Annotated in this window: 14 protein-coding genes; 7 read left to right on the forward strand and 7 right to left on the reverse strand. The window is 70.4% G+C overall.

All coding sequences use genetic code 11. From position 1 onward, the window contains the following. The first annotated feature begins 31 nt into the window (after positions 1–31). The 4 genes from ACIRJP_RS30290 to ACIRJP_RS30305 all read left to right on the forward strand — a co-directional run bounded on the left by ACIRJP_RS30290 (position 32) and on the right by ACIRJP_RS30305 (position 2,634). Entirely contained in the window at positions 32–190 is a 159-nt protein-coding gene (locus tag ACIRJP_RS30290; protein ID WP_003967454.1) for a DUF4177 domain-containing protein, read from the forward strand. Then, the gene (locus ACIRJP_RS30295) at positions 190–660 is read left to right on the forward strand and encodes a RidA family protein (protein ID WP_114245273.1); all 471 of its coding nucleotides are present in this window, start codon (positions 190–192) and stop codon (positions 658–660) included. Before ACIRJP_RS30290 ends, ACIRJP_RS30295 begins: the two co-directional genes overlap by 1 nt. 160 nt (positions 661–820) lie before the next feature. Continuing rightward, positions 821–1,807: an NUDIX hydrolase gene (locus tag ACIRJP_RS30300; RefSeq protein ID WP_404180811.1), complete on the forward strand. Its 987-nt coding sequence runs from the start codon at positions 821–823 to the stop codon at positions 1,805–1,807. Beyond that, positions 1,804–2,634, forward strand: a complete 831-nt coding sequence (locus tag ACIRJP_RS30305) for an MBL fold metallo-hydrolase (RefSeq protein WP_404180814.1) — start codon at positions 1,804–1,806, stop codon at positions 2,632–2,634. Before ACIRJP_RS30300 ends, ACIRJP_RS30305 begins: the two co-directional genes overlap by 4 nt. A gap of 69 nt (positions 2,635–2,703) precedes the next feature. Here ACIRJP_RS30305 and ACIRJP_RS30310 read toward each other — a convergent pair whose 3' ends face one another. Next, positions 2,704–3,378 (reverse strand): Crp/Fnr family transcriptional regulator, encoded by a 675-nt coding sequence (locus ACIRJP_RS30310; protein WP_014046869.1) that lies wholly within the window; start codon positions 3,376–3,378, stop codon positions 2,704–2,706. Positions 3,379–3,691: 313 nt separating this feature from the next. Here ACIRJP_RS30310 and nth point away from each other — a divergent pair, with 313 nt between their 5' ends. The 3 genes from nth (at position 3,692) to ACIRJP_RS30325 (ending at position 6,832) form a co-directional block, all read left to right on the forward strand. Next, positions 3,692–4,564, forward strand: coding sequence for an endonuclease III (gene nth, locus ACIRJP_RS30315; RefSeq protein ID WP_404180817.1), 873 nt, complete (start codon positions 3,692–3,694; stop codon positions 4,562–4,564). Positions 4,565–4,779: 215 nt separating this feature from the next. After that, on the forward strand, positions 4,780–5,538 hold the full coding sequence (locus tag ACIRJP_RS30320) for an NUDIX hydrolase (RefSeq protein WP_404180820.1): 759 nt from the start codon (positions 4,780–4,782) through the stop codon (positions 5,536–5,538). An 88-nt stretch (positions 5,539–5,626) separates the two neighbouring features. Beyond that, entirely contained in the window at positions 5,627–6,832 is a 1,206-nt protein-coding gene (locus tag ACIRJP_RS30325) for a MarP family serine protease (protein ID WP_404180823.1), read from the forward strand. Between the two features lie 66 nt (positions 6,833–6,898). On the opposite strand, the gene ACIRJP_RS30330 is transcribed toward ACIRJP_RS30325, so the two are convergent. The 6 genes from ACIRJP_RS30330 to ACIRJP_RS30355 all read right to left on the reverse strand — a co-directional run bounded on the left by ACIRJP_RS30330 (position 6,899) and on the right by ACIRJP_RS30355 (position 15,554). Continuing rightward, complete coding sequence (locus ACIRJP_RS30330) at positions 6,899–7,102, reverse strand: hypothetical protein (protein WP_404180826.1); 204 nt, start codon at positions 7,100–7,102, stop codon at positions 6,899–6,901. A 106-nt stretch (positions 7,103–7,208) separates the two neighbouring features. Beyond that, the gene (locus ACIRJP_RS30335; RefSeq protein ID WP_404180829.1) at positions 7,209–8,372 is read right to left on the reverse strand and encodes an alpha/beta fold hydrolase; all 1,164 of its coding nucleotides are present in this window, start codon (positions 8,370–8,372) and stop codon (positions 7,209–7,211) included. Continuing rightward, positions 8,369–8,902: a phage holin family protein gene (locus tag ACIRJP_RS30340; protein ID WP_404180832.1), complete on the reverse strand. Its 534-nt coding sequence runs from the start codon at positions 8,900–8,902 to the stop codon at positions 8,369–8,371. The genes ACIRJP_RS30335 and ACIRJP_RS30340 overlap by 4 nt, the downstream gene beginning before the upstream one ends. A gap of 47 nt (positions 8,903–8,949) precedes the next feature. After that, positions 8,950–10,356: a Na+/H+ antiporter NhaA gene (nhaA, locus tag ACIRJP_RS30345; protein WP_404180835.1), complete on the reverse strand. Its 1,407-nt coding sequence runs from the start codon at positions 10,354–10,356 to the stop codon at positions 8,950–8,952. A gap of 232 nt (positions 10,357–10,588) precedes the next feature. Beyond that, positions 10,589–12,586 carry an acetate--CoA ligase gene (acs, locus tag ACIRJP_RS30350; protein ID WP_404180838.1) on the reverse strand — a complete coding sequence of 666 codons (1,998 nt, stop codon included), beginning with the start codon at positions 12,584–12,586 and terminating at the stop codon, positions 10,589–10,591. A gap of 208 nt (positions 12,587–12,794) precedes the next feature. Continuing rightward, the gene (locus ACIRJP_RS30355) at positions 12,795–15,554 is read right to left on the reverse strand and encodes a SulP family inorganic anion transporter (RefSeq protein ID WP_404180841.1); all 2,760 of its coding nucleotides are present in this window, start codon (positions 15,552–15,554) and stop codon (positions 12,795–12,797) included. Between the last annotated feature and the right edge of the window lie 32 nt (positions 15,555–15,586).

The following is a 15,586-nucleotide window of genomic DNA, read 5'->3' on the forward strand; positions in this document are numbered from 1 at the left end:
CAGGGATTACACAGGCGTTACAGTCGGGCCCATGACCAAGTGGGAATACGCGACCGTGCCCCTTCTCGTGCACGCGACCAAGCAGATTCTGGACACCTGGGGCGAGGACGGCTGGGAGCTGGTCCAGGTCGTTCCCGGCCCGAACAACCCCGAGCAGCTCGTGGCCTACCTGAAGCGGGAGAAGGCGTAGTGGCGGGCGCGGTCGAGGCGAAGCTCGCCGAGCTCGGGCTGACGCTGCCGGACGTCGTTCCGCCGCTGGCCTCGTACCAGCCGGCCGTGCAGTCCGGGGTGTACGTGTACACCTCCGGCCAGCTGCCGATGGTGGACGGCAAGCTCGCGGTCACCGGCAAGGTCGGCGCGGAGGTCACGCCCGACGAGGCCAAGGAGCTGGCGAAGACCTGCGCGCTCAACGCGCTGGCCGCCGTGAAGTCCGTCGCGGGCGACCTGGACCGGATCGCGCGTGTGGTGAAGGTCGTGGGCTTCGTCGCCTCGGCGTCCGACTTCACCGGGCAGCCCGCCGTGATCAACGGCGCCAGCGAGCTGCTGGGCGCGGTGCTCGGCGACAAGGGCGTGCACGCGCGCAGCGCGGTGGGCGTCGCCGTGCTGCCGCTGGACGCGCCGGTCGAGGTCGAGGTCCAGGTCGAGCTGGTCGGGGCCTGAGCCGTACTTCCCTTTTTTGATCCTGTTTCCTTTTTTGGTCCCGTCCGGTCGCGACGACCGGGCGGGACCATCTGTGTGCACGGGTGTGCAGGCATGCACGGGGTGTGTACGGATCACTGCGCCTCTCGAACATCGGCGCGGTTCCGGATAGCCTCCGGCCATGTCCAATGGTCAGTGGTACCCACCGGAATGGCCCGACCGGATCCGGGCACTCGCCGCAGGTGAACTGAGCGCCGCGACGCCGAAGCGGGCCGCCACCGTGATGCTGCTCCGGGATTCCGCCGCTGACACCGAGGGCGGTCCCGCCGTCCACATGCTGCGCCGCCGGACCACGATGGCTTTTGCCGGCGGGGCGTACGCCTATCCGGGTGGCGGGGTCGACCCGCGCGACGACGACCGGCTCGTCGGCTGGGCCGGGCCCGCGCTGGAGAGCTGGGCCGAGCGGCTGGGCGTCGGGGCTCCGGCCGAGGCCCAGGCCATCGTCTGCGCGGCGGTCCGGGAGACGTACGAGGAGGCGGGCGTCCTGCTCGCGGGGCCGGGCGCCGACACGGTGGTCAGCGACATCACCGGTGCCGACTGGGAGGCCGACCGGGAGGCACTGGTCGCCCGGGAGCTGTCCTTCGCCGAGTTCCTGGACCGGCGAGGTCTGGTGCTGCGTTCGGACCTGCTGGGCGCGTGGGCGCGCTGGATCACGCCCGAGTTCGAGCCCCGCCGCTACGACACCTGGTTCTTCGTCGCCGCGCTCCCCGAGGGTCAGCGCACCCGCAACGCCTCCACGGAGGCCGACCGGACGGTATGGATCCGGCCCGGCGAGGCGGCCGACGGCTACGACCGGGGCGAGCTGCTGATGATGCCGCCGACCGTGTCGACGCTGCGGGCGCTGAGGCCGTACGGGACGGCCGCCGAGGCCCTGAAGGCGGCGGATTCCCAGGACCTCACGCCGGTGCTGGCACAGGCGAGGCTGGAGGGCGGCGAGTTGGTACTGAGCTGGCCGGGGCACGACGAGTTCACCAAGCGCATCCCGGGCGGGCCGAGCAGTGGCGGTTCTGGCGGCGGTCCCGGCGAGGGGCCCGGTGGCGGAGCTGGTGGCGGCTCCGGCGAGGGTCCTGGTGGCGGTTCCGGTGGCGCGGGAGGCGAATCCGTATGAGCAATGCGGCAGCGCTGCCCGGACAGCCGCGAGGCACGGTCCTGTCCGGCCCCGCCACGGCCCGCGCCGTCAACGTCCTCGCCCCCAACGCCTCGCCGATGACGCTGGACGGCACCAACACCTGGATCGTCGCCGAGCCCGGCTCCGATCTCGCGGTCGTCATCGACCCGGGCCCGCTGGACGACGTACACCTGCGGGCCGTCATGGACACCGCCGAGCGGGCCGGCCGCCGGATCGCGCTCACGCTCCTCACCCACGGGCACCCCGACCACGCGGAGGGCGCGGCCCGGTTCGCCGAGCTGACCCGTACGAAGGTGCGTGCCCTGGACCCGGCGCTGCGGCTGGGCGACGAGGGGCTGACCGCGGGCGATGTGATCACCACCGGCGGCCTGGAACTCCGTGTCGTGCCGACCCCGGGGCACACCGCGGACTCGCTCTCGTTCCATCTGCCCGCCGACCGGGCGGTGCTGACGGGGGACACGATCCTCGGGCGTGGCACCACGGTCGTCGCGCACCCGGACGGGCGGCTCGGCGACTACCTCGACTCGCTGCGGAGGCTGCGCTCGCTGACCGTCGACGACGGCGTGCACACGGTGCTGCCGGGGCACGGGCCGGTGTTGGACGACGCGCAGGGCGCGGTCGAGTTCTACCTCGCGCACCGGGCGCACCGGCTGGCCCAGGTGGAGACGGCGGTCGAGGCCGGGCACCGGACGGCTTCGGAGGTGGTGGCGCAGGTGTACGCGGACGTGGACCGGTCCCTGTGGCCTGCCGCGGAGCTCTCGGTGCTGGCCCAGCTGGAGTACCTGGGCGAGCACGGGCTGATCTGACCTGCGGCGGAACGCGGAAAGGCCCCACCGGGCGGCGGGGCCTTTCACGTCGTGCGGTGGAGGGTCCGGCTAGCGGGACCGCTTCGCCAGGCGCTCCACGTCCAGCAGGATGACGGCGCGCGCCTCAAGGCGCAGCCAGCCACGTCCGGCAAAGTCGGCGAGCGCCTTGTTGACCGTCTCGCGGGAGGCGCCGACCAGCTGGGCCAGCTCTTCCTGGGTCAGGTCGTGGACGACGTGGATGCCTTCCTCCGACTGGACGCCGAAGCGGCGCGACAGGTCGAGGAGGGCGCGGGCGACGCGGCCCGGTACGTCGGAGAAGACCAGGTCGGACATCTGGTCGTTGGTCTTGCGCAGGCGGCGGGCGACGGCGCGCAGCAGGGCCGTGGCCACCTCGGGGCGGGCGTTCAGCCAGGGCTGGAGGTCGCCGTGGCCGAGGCCGAGGAGCTTGACCTCGGTCAGCGCGGTCGCGGTCGCGGTGCGGGGGCCCGGGTCGAAGAGCGACAGCTCACCGATCAGTTCGCCGGGGCCGAGGACCGCCAGCATGTTCTCGCGCCCGTCGGGGGAGGTGCGGTGGAGCTTCACCTTTCCCTCGGTGACCACATAGAGGCGGTCGCCCGGGTCGCCCTCGTGGAAGAGCGCGTCGCCGCGTGCGAGGGTCACCTCACTCATCGAGGCGCGGAGCTCCGCGGCCTGCTCATCATCGAGCGCCGCGAAAAGCGGGGCGCGCCGCAGAACGTCGTCCACGAGTTCTCTCCTTGTCGGCCTGTTCAGGGAACCGTGGTCCCCATCATGCCGGACGGTAAAACAGTGCGATCAATCACAAACCAGTTTGACGCACGGGCGTGCCCAATCGTGCGGCAGGGGGCCGATTGGTGGCGGATGCACGGTGACGGGGGCAGATGTCAGTGCGTGGCTCTAGGCTGGCCGGGTGTCCAAATCGCCGGTGAGAGCGCAGGCCAAGGGGGCTGATGGGGTGTCGGGAGGCCATGATTCCGCTGTGGGCGAACAGGGTGCCATTCGCCCGGAAAGAGCGACAAAACGCCGCTCCGGCGAGTCGGTGGGGAAGCCGACGCAGGAGTCGGCGAAGCAGCCGGCCATGAAGGCCACGGTGGCCGCAGCGAAGGCCACGGCGAAGCCCTCGGCGAAGACGAAGCCGACAACGAAGCCGGAGTCGCGGCTGGCGATGGTGCGCCGGGCCCGCAAGATCAACCGCGAGCTCGCCGAGCTCTATCCGTACGCCCATCCCGAGCTGGATTTCCGTAATCCCTTCGAGCTCCTGGTCGCCACGGTCCTCTCCGCCCAAACCACCGACCTGAGGGTCAACCAGACCACCCCCGCGCTCTTCGCCGCCTACCCCACCCCCGAGGACATGGCCGCCGCCGTCCCGGAGGAGATGGAGGAGCTGATCCGGCCGACCGGCTTCTTCCGCGCCAAGACCAAGTCGCTGATAGGCCTCTCCGCGGCGCTCAGGGACAACTTCGGCGGTGAGGTACCGGGTAGGCTCGCCGATCTCGTCAGGCTTCCTGGAGTCGGCCGGAAGACCGCCAACGTCGTGCTGGGTAATGCCTTCGGCGTCCCCGGGATCACCGTCGACACCCATTTCGGCCGTCTGGTCCGCCGTTGGAAGTGGACGGAGCAGGAGGACCCGGAGAAGATCGAGGCCGAGATCGCCACGATCTTCCCCAAGAGCGAGTGGACGATGCTCTCGCACCGGGTCGTCTTCCACGGCCGCCGCATCTGCCATGCCCGTAAGCCCGCCTGCGGCGCCTGCCCCATCGCCCCGCTCTGCCCGGCGTACGGCGAGGGCGAGACGGATCCGGAGAAGGCCAGGAAGCTGCTGAAGTACGAGATGGGCGGACAGCCGGGCCAGCGGCTGAGCCCGCCCGCGGACTACCCCGGCAAGCCCGCGCCGGCCCTAGGAGCGGGCTGACACCCGGCACCGGCCGCCGGACGGCCGATGTGGCCGGAACGGCACGGATGACCGCAACGGCCGGAACGAAATGCGTGATGACAGGCGTTGTGAGACGAGGGGTGCCTATGAAGACGCACGAACAGAGCACGGAAACGGCAGCCGCGCCCGCAGCGGAAAGCTCGGCAGCGACAGGCCCAGCAGCCGCAGGAACCGCCGCGCCTGCCGCCTCTGCTATGGGAAGCCCGGCAGCGGCGGGCCCCGCAGCGGTCAGCCCCGCCGCAGCGATCGCTGCGGCCGCCGCCACGGCGGGAGGCGACGAGGACGGCACGATCACCGTCACGACCGAGGGGCTGCCCGCCTGGCTCGACCCCGTGGCCCGCGCCGCGCGGACCATCGAGCCCGACCAGCTCAGCCGCTTCCTCCCGCCGGAGAGCGGCGCAGGGCGGCAGTCCGCAGTGCTCGTGCTATTCGGCGAGGGGGAGCGCGGCCCCGAACTGCTCCTCATGGAGAGATCCGGAAGCCTGCGGTCCCACGCCGGGCAGCCCTCCTTCCCCGGCGGTTCCTTGGACCCGGAGGACGGCGACCAGGCGACGACAGGGCCGCTCAGGGCCGCTCTGCGGGAGGCCCGCGAAGAGACCGGCCTCGATCCGCGCGGGGTCCAGCTCTTCGGCGTACTGCCCCGGCTCTACATCCCCGTGAGCGGCTTCGTCGTGACACCGGTCCTCGGCTGGTGGCGTTCGCCCAGTCCGGTCGGCGTCGTCGATCCGGGCGAGACGGCCCGGGTCTTCACCGTTCCCGTGGCGGATCTCACGGATCCGGCCAACCGCGCGACCACGATCCACCCCAGTGGCCACCGGGGCCCTGCCTTTCTGGTGGAATCCGCCCTGGTCTGGGGTTTCACGGCCGGAGTGATCGACCGAATTCTGCACTTCGCGGGCTGGGAGCGCCCCTGGGACAGGGCCAAGCAGGTGCCGCTCGACTGGCGCGCATGACAGGCTGACTCCCGTGCTGCGCTGTCCGGCTCCGCCCGGACCCAGCAGAAGGAACGGGCCCGGTGACGAATCTGCGAGGCTATAGACGGTGAACGTGCTGGACATCCTGCTGCTGGCCGCCGCCGTGTGGTTCGCGGTCATCGGCTACCGACAGGGGTTCGTCGTCGGCATCCTGTCGGTGATCGGATTCCTGGGCGGCGGCCTCGTCGCCGTCTACCTGCTGCCGGTCCTGTGGGACCAGCTGACGGACGGCTCCGAGGTCTCGTCGACGGCTGCCGTCGTCGCCGTCGTCATCGTGATCGTCTGCGCCTCGGTGGGCCAGGCTTTCACCACCCACCTGGGCAACAAGCTCCGCCGGTACATCACCTGGTCGCCCGCGCGCGCCCTCGACGCCACCGGCGGCGCCCTGGTCAACGTCGTCGCGATGCTGCTGGTCGCCTGGCTGATCGGCTCCGCGCTGGCCGGCACCACGCTGCCGACGCTGGGCAAGGAGGTCCGCAGCTCCTCGGTTCTGCTCGGCATCTCCCGGGTGATGCCCACACATGCCTCCACCTGGTTCACGGACTTCTCCTCGGTTCTCGCGCAGAACGGCTTCCCGCAGGTCTTCAGCCCGTTCGCCAACGAGCCGATCACCGAGGTCAAGGCCCCGGACCCGGCGCTGGTGGGCAGCCCCGTCGCGGCCCGCGCCAAGCAGTCCATCGTCAAGGTCGTCGGCACGGCCCCGAGCTGCGGCAAGGTCCTCGAAGGCACCGGCTTCGTCTTCTCCGACCGCCGGGTGATGACCAACGCCCACGTCGTCGGCGGGGTCGACGAGCCGACCGTCCAGATCGGCGGTCAGGGGCGGCTGTACGACGCGAAGGTCGTCCTGTACGACTGGCGGCGCGACATCGCCGTGCTCGACGTACCGGCCCTCGACGCGAAGCCGCTGCGGTTCGCCGACACCGACCACGACGCCCGGACGGGGAACAGCGCCATCGTCGCGGGGTTCCCGGAGAACGGCTCGTACGACGTACGGGCGGCGCGGGTCCGGGGCCGTATCGACGCCGGCGGCCCGGACATCTACCGCCGGGGCACCGTCCACCGCGATGTGTACTCGCTCTACGCGACGGTCCGTCAGGGAAACTCCGGCGGACCGCTGCTGACCCCTGCGGGCGAGGTGTACGGCGTCGTGTTCGCCAAGTCGCTCGACGACCCCGACACCGGTTACGCGCTGACGGCCGACGAGATCCGCCAGGACATCGAGCGAGGCCGCTCCGCCAACCAGCAGGTCGACAGCCAGGCATGCGCGCTCTGAGCGCCTTGGAAGTGGGATGAAGTCCCGCCCGGCCGGTGAGCTCTCGCCGGCCGGCCGGGGCGGACATCATCCGCGTGGATGGCGCAGCCGCGCCGAGACCCAGCGGGCCCGACGGCGCAGAATGCGCGGAATACCGAGCCGGGGGTCATGCAGAACCCGCATATCGTGCACCCGGCCCTGGGGGCTGCCCCCCTCATGAAGGCTCGGACTCGCCGTGGCGGTCGAGCGGCGGTTGCGTGCTGTGTCACCGAAGTCGTGCGTCCAGCCCATACCGGGACGTCTGCCCGTGCCTCATGGTCGGTAACCGTCCATCCGTCAGCCAATTGGCCTATGCGCCGGGCAATTGGCCGTTCGGCGCACAACCGTGCGCCTACGGCTACCGATCGGGCTCCGAATCCTTGAGCCAGCTGATGAGTTCGGCCGAGAACCCGGCCGGGTCCTCCTCGTGGGGGAAGTGCCCCAGACCGTCGAAAAGTCGCCAACGGTAGGGCGCTTCGACGTACTCGCCGGAGCCCGCCGCGCTCCGGGTGCGGATCGCCGGATCGAGTGAACCGTGCAGGTGCAGCGTCGGTACCCGCACCGGCAGCTTCATCCGCCGGTTGAACTGGATTCCGTCAGGACGCGCGAGGGAACGCACCATCCAGCGGTACGGCTCGATCGAGCAGTGCGCCGTCGACGGGATGCACATCGCGCGGCGGTAGACGTCCACCGTCGAATCGTCGGGGAAGTCCGGCGTCCGGGGACCGGCCCATTCATGGATCAGCCGGCCGACCAACGCCGCGTCGTCCGCGACGAGCTGACGCTCCGGTACCCACGGGCGCTGGAAACCCCAGATGTACGAGCCGGCCCGGGACTGCGCGAAGTCGGAGAGCATCGAGGAGCGCCAGCGGCGCGGATGCGGCATCGAGGAGACCACGAGGCGGCGCACCAGCTTGGGACGCATCACCGCGGCGGTCCAGGCGAGGTAGCCGCCCATGTCATGGCCGACCAGGGCCGCGTCCGGTTCGCCGAGCGAGCGGATCACGCCGGTGATGTCGAGCGCCAGGTTGGCGGGGTCGTAACCCCGGGGCGTACGGTCGCTGCCGCCGACCCCGCGCAGGTCCATCGCGACGGCCCGGAAACCGGCGTCGGCCAGCGCGGTGAGCTGGTGGCGCCAGGTCCACCAGAACTGCGGGAAGCCGTGCAGCAGCAGCACCAGCGGGCCCTCGCCGAGCTCGGCGATGTGGAAACGCGCGCCGTTCGCCGCCACGTCCCGGTGGGTCCACGGCCCGTCGATCCGCACGGCCCCGCCGGAGCCGGCCGGGGCGGGTGAGGGGGTTGGGGCGGCTGAGGCGGCAAGGGTGGGTGAGCTGCTCGGAGCCGCTGGGGCGGCCGGGCCGACCGAGGCCGTTGAGCCGGTTGAGCTTGCAGTGCCCGCAGAGCTTGCAGTGTCTGAGGCGCTGCCCGAGCCTGTCCGGCCGTCCCTGTCCGCAGGGGCTGCCTGACCTTCCGGGCCTACGGGGCCTACCGGGTCGAATGCGCTGGAATCGGGGACCGTCATGTGGACGAGCGTGCCACAGAGGAGCCCTTGTCCTTGACCGGAGCCTTCTCCATGGCCTTGCCCGTCAGCGCGCTGCCCGACGCGGGCGGAAGGCTCGCCCTCGCCGTGACGGCCGGCCGCGGGTGCGGCTTGACGCTCTGCAGCACGGCCGCCGTCTGCTTCGCCGAAGCCATGGACTTCTCCGGCGGCTTGACCTTCTTGAACTTGAGCCAGCCGATCAGCCCCAGCAGGACGGCCAGGAGGAAGAACGCGCCTGCCACGATCAGGAACGACCACGCCAGACCCATACCCAGGTAGTGGATCCCGTAGGCGGCCGCAAAGCTCAGCATCGGCATCATGAACAGAAGCAGCACGGCCGCGACGATCAACGCCACACTGCCGATCGCCCCGCGCTTGACGTCCTGCCGCACCTCTGCCTTGGCCAGGGCGATCTCGTCGTGCACCAGTGCGGACATCTCGGCCGTCGCCGCGGCGACCAGCTGCCCGAGACTGCGGTCGGCGCTGCCCGCGTTGTTGCCGGGGTCGCTCATCCCTGACTCCCTCTCCAGTCCTGCTGTTCAACACATCTGGTGTCAGATCATGCCGGACTGTCCGGCTCGTTGCTCGCTGCCCCCGCCAGTTCGGCAAGGCGACGGTGCTCGGCCGCCTTCCTCTCGTGGATCGCGGCCATCCGCAGGTGGTACGCCGGGTCGTCCTGTTCGTAGATGTCCGGCACCCCGTCCTCGTCCTCGTCGAGCTCCTCGGCCTCGTGCAGCGCCCGGTATCTGCGTACCCGGAGTCTGATCAGTACACCGGAGAGCACGGCGGCTGTCAGGGAGCCGATCAGTACGGCGGCCTTGATCTCGTTGATCACGCCCTCGTCGCCGGCGAAAGCCAGCTCGCCGATGAGCAGCGAGACGGTGAAACCGATGCCGGCGAGCGAGGCGACCGCGAAGACGTCGGCCCAGGCCAGCTCCTTGTTCAGCTCCGCCCTGGTGAAACGGGTGGCCAGCCACGTGCCGCCGAAGATGCCCACGGTCTTGCCGACGACGAGGCCCAGCACGACGCCAAGGGTCTCGGGCCGGGTGAAGACGTCCGCCAGCGCGTCGCCGGAGAGGGAGACGCCGGCCGAGAAGAGGGCGAACAGCGGTACGGCGAGACCGGCCGACAGCGGGCGGATCAGGTGCTCGATGTGCTCGCCGGGCGAGTGGGTCTCGCCGTCCCGTCGGGTGCAGCGGAGCATCAGACCCATCGCGACACCGGCGATCGTCGCGTGGACGCCGCTGTTGTACATCAGGCCCCAGATGACCAGGGCGAGCGGTACGTAGATGTACCAGCCGCGTACGTTCCTGCGCAGCAGCAGGTAGAAGACGGCCAGGCCGATGAAGGCGCCGGTCAGCGCCAGGAAGTCGATCTTCTCGGTGAAGAAGACCGCGATGATCAGGATCGCGAAGAGGTCGTCGACGACGGCGAGGGTCAGCAGGAAGGCGCGCAGCGCGTTCGGCAGCGAGGTGCCGATGACCGCGAGGACGGCGAGCGCGAAGGCGATATCGGTGGCGGTGGGGACTGCCCAGCCGCCCGTCGAACCTCCGCCGACCACGTTCACCAGTGTGTAGACCACGGCTGGGACCGCCATTCCGCAGAGCGCGGCGACGACCGGGAGGGCGGCTGCCTTGGGGTCGCGCAGTTCGCCCGCGACCAGTTCCCGCTTGAGCTCGACGCCCGCGACGAAGAAGAAGATCGCGAGCAGCCCGTCCGCCGCCCAGTGCTCCACGGAGAGGTTGAGGCCCAGTGCCTGGGGGCCGAAGTGGAAGTCGCTGACGGACGCGTAGCCGGCACCGAAGGTGTTCGCCCACACCAGAGCGGCTATCGCGGCGACCAGCAGGATCATGCCGCCGACGGTCTCGGTGCGCAGGGCCTCCGCGAGGTAGTTCCGCTCGGGGAGGGACAGACGTCCGAGCAGGGTGCGGCGGGGCGAAGGGGGTGCGGGGGTGGGCGCGGCCACGAGTGGAGACCTCCGGGTCGGTACGGCAGCGATGGCATGGCTGATGCACTTGCCGACCAGACTTCCCGGCACACCCTGTGGAGATTTCTTATTGCTTTATTGACGCAACTGCCACTGTAACCCGTGGTGTGCGGGGTTGTATCCGGTGATCTTCACCTTAGATGCCCGAGGGACACCCGGCGCGTTGCCGGATGCCCCTCGGGGACGTACCGCTCTGTTCTGTCCGCCGTGGTCAGTCCTCTGAGGAGGACGACGGCAGCTGGGCCTGGATCAGGTCCATCACCGAGGAGTCGCTCAGCGTGGTGACGTCTCCCACCTCGCGGTTCTCGGCGACGTCACGCAGCAGGCGCCGCATGATCTTGCCGGAGCGGGTCTTCGGCAGCTCGGCGACCGGCAGGACCCGCTTAGGCTTGGCGATCGGGCCGAGCGTGGCACCGACGTGGTTGCGCAGCTCCGCGACCAGTTCGGCGGAGGCATCGGCCGTACCGCGCAGGATCACGAACGCGACGATGGACTGGCCGGTCGTCTCGTCGGCGGCACCGACCACGGCCGCCTCGGCGACCGAGGGGTGCGACACGAGCGCCGACTCGACCTCGGTGGTCGAGATGTTGTGCCCGGACACCAGCATCACGTCGTCGACCCGGCCGAGCAGCCAGATGTCGCCGTCCTCGTCCTTCTTGGCGCCGTCACCCGCGAAGTACTTGCCCTCGAAGCGCGACCAGTAGGTGTCGATGAAGCGCTGGTCGTCGCCCCAGATGGTGCGGAGCATCGACGGCCACGGCTCGGTGAGGACCAGGTAGCCGCCCCCGCCGTTCGGAACCTCGTTGGCCTCGTCGTCGACGACGGTGGCCGAGATGCCTGGCAGGGCGCGCTGGGCGCTCCCCGGCTTGGTCTCCGTCACGCCCGGCAGCGGGGCGATCATCATCGCGCCGGTCTCGGTCTGCCACCAGGTGTCCACGATCGGGCACTTGTCGGCGCCGATGTGCTTGCGGTACCACATCCACGCCTCGGGGTTGATCGGCTCACCGACCGAACCGAGGACCCGGAGACTGCTCAGGTCGAACTTGGCGGGGATGTCGTCACCCCACTTCATGAACGTACGGATCGCGGTCGGCGCGGTGTAGAGGATCGTGACGCCGTACTTCTGCACGATCTCCCAGAAACGCCCCTGGTGCGGGGAGTCGGGCGTCCCCTCGTACATGACCTGCGTCGCGCCGTTGGCCAGCGGGCCGTAGACGATGTACGAGTGGCCGGTCACCCAGCCGATGTCGGCGGTGCACCAGAAGACATCGGTCTCCGGCTTGAGGTCGAAGACCGCGTTGTGGGTGTATGCCGCCTGCGTGAGGTAGCCGCCGGAGGTGTGCAGGATGCCCTTCGGCTTACCCGTCGTGCCGGAGGTGTAGAGGATGAAGAGCGGGTGCTCTGCCTCGAAGGCCTCGGGGGTGTGCTCGGCGGACTGCCGCCCGGTGATCTCGTGCCACCAGACGTCGCGGCCCTCGGTCCACGCGGTGTCCTGCCCGGTGCGGCGGACCACGAGGACGTGCTCGACGGTGTCGATACGGGAGACGGCGTCGTCCACGGCGGGCTTGAGCGCGGACGGCTTGCCGCGCCGGTAGCCGCCGTCGGCGGTGATGACGACCTTGGCGTCCGCGTCCTGGATGCGGGCGGCGATGGCGTCGGCGGAGAATCCGCCGAAGACCACCGAGTGGGCGGCGCCGATGCGGGCGCAGGCCAGCATCGCGATGGCGGCCTCGGGGATCATCGGCAGATAGACGGCGACCCGGTCGCCCTTGCCGACACCGAGCTCGGTGAGGGCGTTGGCGGCGCGGGAGACCTCGTCCCTGAGCTGCGCGTAGGTGATCGCGCGGCTGTCGCCGGGCTCGCCCTCGAAGTGGATGGCGACCCGGTCGCCATTTCCGGCTTCGACGTGGCGGTCCACGCAGTTGTACGCGACATTGAGCCTGCCGTCCGCGAACCACTTCGCGAAGGGCGGGTTGCTCCAGTCGAGCGTCTCGGTCGGCTCCGTGGCCCAGGTCAGGCGACGGGCCTGCTCTGCCCAGAAGCCCAGCCGGTCCGCCTCGGCCTGCTCGTACGCCTCCGCCTTGACGTTGGCGTGCGCGGCCAGATCGGCAGGCGGTGCGAACCGCCGCTCCTCACGAAGCAGATTGGCCAAGCTTTCGTTGCTCACGACATCTCCCATTCCCAGGGTGTCCGTTGTGTCCCGGGGCATAGCTCATCAGGCCAAAGGCCGGGTGACAAGTGTCTGCCCGGAATTGGTTTAGACCTGTGTCTCGTGTATGGAGACACGGTCCCGCATCCACGTGAGGTGCGACACGATACGGCGCGGTGCGTAGGCAGCTGTGCCATGCGCCGCGGCGCGACTCGGATCGGTGCGGAGACAGGACCACAAGGTCTCACGGAGCCGGGGCGAATGCGGTTCAGACGTCCGTGCGTTCCAACTCGCCGGAACCGGGGGCGTCGCCGGGGTCCACCCGGTCGAAGACCTCGTCGAGCTCCAGTCCGCTGCTGGCCGCCTCGGTCAGCAGATAGGCCTGTGCCTCGCCCACGTGGAAGTACATGCCGTGCAGCCGGATCGTGCCCTCGGCGAGTCGCCGAGCCACCGATTCGTGTGCCCGCAGATGGTCCAACTGCTGGACCACGTTGGTGAGGCAGAGCTGCTCGAGCGCGTCGGTCGGCAGTCGTCCGGAGATCCGGGCCCAGGCGTGGTGCCGCGATGCCATCCGCTCCAGGCTCGGCAGCCCATGTCTCAGCCACCGCCACAGGGACGTGGCCGGGGTCTCCTGGTCCGGTTCGGCGCCGAGCAGTGCCTGCATCGCTCCGCAGCCGGAGTGCCCGCAGACGGTGATGGACTCCACCTTCAGCACGTCCACGGCGTACTCGATCGCCGCACCCACCGAGTGGTCCCCCGACTCGGCGTTCGGCAGGGGCACCAGATTGCCGATGTTCCGCACTGTGAACAGGTCGCCCGGACCACTCGCCGTGATCATGCTGGTGACGAGGCGGGAGTCCGCGCAGGTGATGAAGAGCTGGGACGGGCGCTGCCCCTCGACGGCCAGCCGGGCCAGCTCGTCGCGCACCAGCGGAGCGGTGTTGCGCTGGAACGAACTCAGACCGCTGATCAGCCGGTTGCCGCCGGTCAGGCGGGGGGCTGCGGTGGCCGGCTCACGGCCTGGGGCGTTGACGTTGCCCGGGGCGCCGGAGGTCGTGTCGTGAGTCGCGTCGTGGGAGGCGCGGTGGTCGCCAGGGATGTGGCCGGTAGTGATGGCATTGCCGATATTGCCGACGCTGACGGTACTGCTGGCATTGCCGATGTCGGCTCTGTCGGGGCGGGCGTCGGTGGACGGTTCGCCGGGGCCGTGGTCCGCTCCGGGCGTACGGCCGGGCTCGTCGTGGCAGTGATGGTTGCGCCACGGTGTCCAGGGGCGGCAGCAGGAGTGCGCCGCCGAGGCGGGCTCGGCGATCCGGCTGCCGGACCTGCCGGTGAACACGACCCTGCCGCCATGGGCGGTCTGGGTGGTGCTCCAGTCCTGGATCGCCTCGTACGCCGCATGGTCCATGAAGAAGCCGTCCAGCTCGACGACGGTATTCCCTCCCTGGGGCAGCTGGCCGAGCTTACGGCTGAGCCGTGGCACCGCGAGGAACGTCAACTGGCCGCGTACGACGACCAGATGCTGCCCGCCCTGATCGCTGATCGTGATCCGGGTCCGGGCCAGCCGGTGCAGGGCGACCGCCACTGCCACCGCGATGCCGATCGCCACGCCCTTCAGCACGCCGAAGACGACCACGCCGGTGATCGTCGCCCCGTACACCAGGAATTCGCGGTGCTTATGGACGTTGCGGATGTGGGCGAAACTCACCATCTTGATCCCGACCATCATCACCAGCGCGGCGAGCGCGGCCAGTGGGATCCACTCCAGCACGGTGACCAGCAATCCGGTGGCGAGCAGCACCCAGACGCCGTGCAGCACGGTGGAGGCGCGTCCGGTCGCTCCGGCGCGTACGTTCGCCGAACTGCGCACCGCGCCACCGGACACGGCCAGCCCTCCCACCAGCCCGGACAGTGTGTTGGCGATGCCCTGGGCGCGCAGCTCGCGGTCGAGATCGGAGCGTCTGGCGGGCAGGGCGAGGGGCGCGGCCGGAGTGGACGTCGAGTGTGCGAGTGCGAGGGACGCGGCCGGAGTGGGCGGCGAAGATGCGAGTGCGAGCGCGGGTGTCCCGGTTGAGGTTGCCGCCGGGGTGGGCGCCGGCATCGCACCCGCACCGGGCCGGGCGGCCGTTCTCTCGGCGGCGCGGTCGGCCGACAGCTTGTCCACGGCCACCGCGGCGAGAAGTGATTCCAGGCTGGCCACCAGCATCACCGTGAAGACGGCGGTGGCCAGGGCGAGTACGGGGCCGTGCGGCATTTCGGGCAGGGCGTGCGAGCGCCAGGACGGCAGATCGACCCGGGCGATCCCGGGCGCGACGATCGCGGCCATCGCCGTAGCGGTCACCACCGCGGCGAGGGCGGCCGGAATCCGCCGTACGGCTCTGCCGATCCTGCCCGGAATCCGTGTCCAAAGGATCAGGATGGTGATGGTCAGTACGCCGATGAGCGGGGCGGCCGGGCTCACCCGGCCCAACTGATCGGGGAGCGCGAGGGCGTTGGCGACGGCCGAACTCTGCGGCGAGCCGCCGAGCACGATGTGCAACTGGGCGAGCGCGATGGCCACGCCGATCCCGGCGAGGGTGCCGTGGACGATGGCGGGGCTGACGGCGAGGGCGCTGCGCGCCGCTCGCAGCGAGCCGAGCAGGATCTGGAGCAGCCCGGCACCGATGGTGATCGCGCAGGTGGTGCGCCAGCCGTAGATCTGGATCAACTCTGCTGTGACCACGGTCAGTCCGGCGGACGGGCCGCTGACCTGCAGCGGGGTGCCGCCGAGCAGTCCGGCGACGATGCCGCCGATCGCGGCGGAGATGAGGCCGGCTTCCAGCGGGGCGTCCATGGCGACGGCAAGGCCGAGCGACATGGGGACGGCGAGCAGGAAGACCGTGATCGATGCGGACAGATCGGCGCCCGCGATACGGAATCGACCACCGAGCGGTGGCGGCGGGCTGTGTGGTCGCTTGACTCCCGAGGCGCGGGAGGGACGCGAACTACGGGATGTGCGGTTGTGACGAGTGGGGACGCAAGCAGACATGTTCCCGTCTCCTCCGGGCAGCGCGGTCGCGG

Origin of the sequence: Streptomyces sp. NPDC102437, assembly GCF_044765565.1 — a bacterium.
Classification (GTDB): Bacteria; Actinomycetota; Actinomycetes; order Streptomycetales; family Streptomycetaceae; genus Streptomyces.

Bases quoted from the DNA above. Each gene is read 5' to 3' on its own strand.
- ACIRJP_RS30290 (WP_003967454.1), top strand. From the start codon at position 32: ATGACCAAGTGGGAATACGCGACCGTGCCCCTTCTCGTGCACGCGACC.
- ACIRJP_RS30300 (WP_404180811.1), top strand. From the start codon at position 821: ATGTCCAATGGTCAGTGGTACCCACCGGAATGGCCCGACCGGATCCGG.
- ACIRJP_RS30305 (WP_404180814.1), top strand. From the start codon at position 1,804: ATGAGCAATGCGGCAGCGCTGCCCGGACAGCCGCGAGGCACGGTCCTG.
- ACIRJP_RS30320 (WP_404180820.1), top strand. From the start codon at position 4,780: ATGGGAAGCCCGGCAGCGGCGGGCCCCGCAGCGGTCAGCCCCGCCGCA.
- ACIRJP_RS30330 (WP_404180826.1), bottom strand. From the start codon at position 7,102: ATGGGCTGGACGCACGACTTCGGTGACACAGCACGCAACCGCCGCTCG.
- ACIRJP_RS30335 (WP_404180829.1), bottom strand. From the start codon at position 8,372: ATGACGGTCCCCGATTCCAGCGCATTCGACCCGGTAGGCCCCGTAGGC.
- ACIRJP_RS30340 (WP_404180832.1), bottom strand. From the start codon at position 8,902: ATGAGCGACCCCGGCAACAACGCGGGCAGCGCCGACCGCAGTCTCGGG.
- acs (WP_404180838.1), bottom strand. From the start codon at position 12,586: ATGCCCCGGGACACAACGGACACCCTGGGAATGGGAGATGTCGTGAGC.
- ACIRJP_RS30355 (WP_404180841.1), bottom strand. From the start codon at position 15,554: ATGTCTGCTTGCGTCCCCACTCGTCACAACCGCACATCCCGTAGTTCG.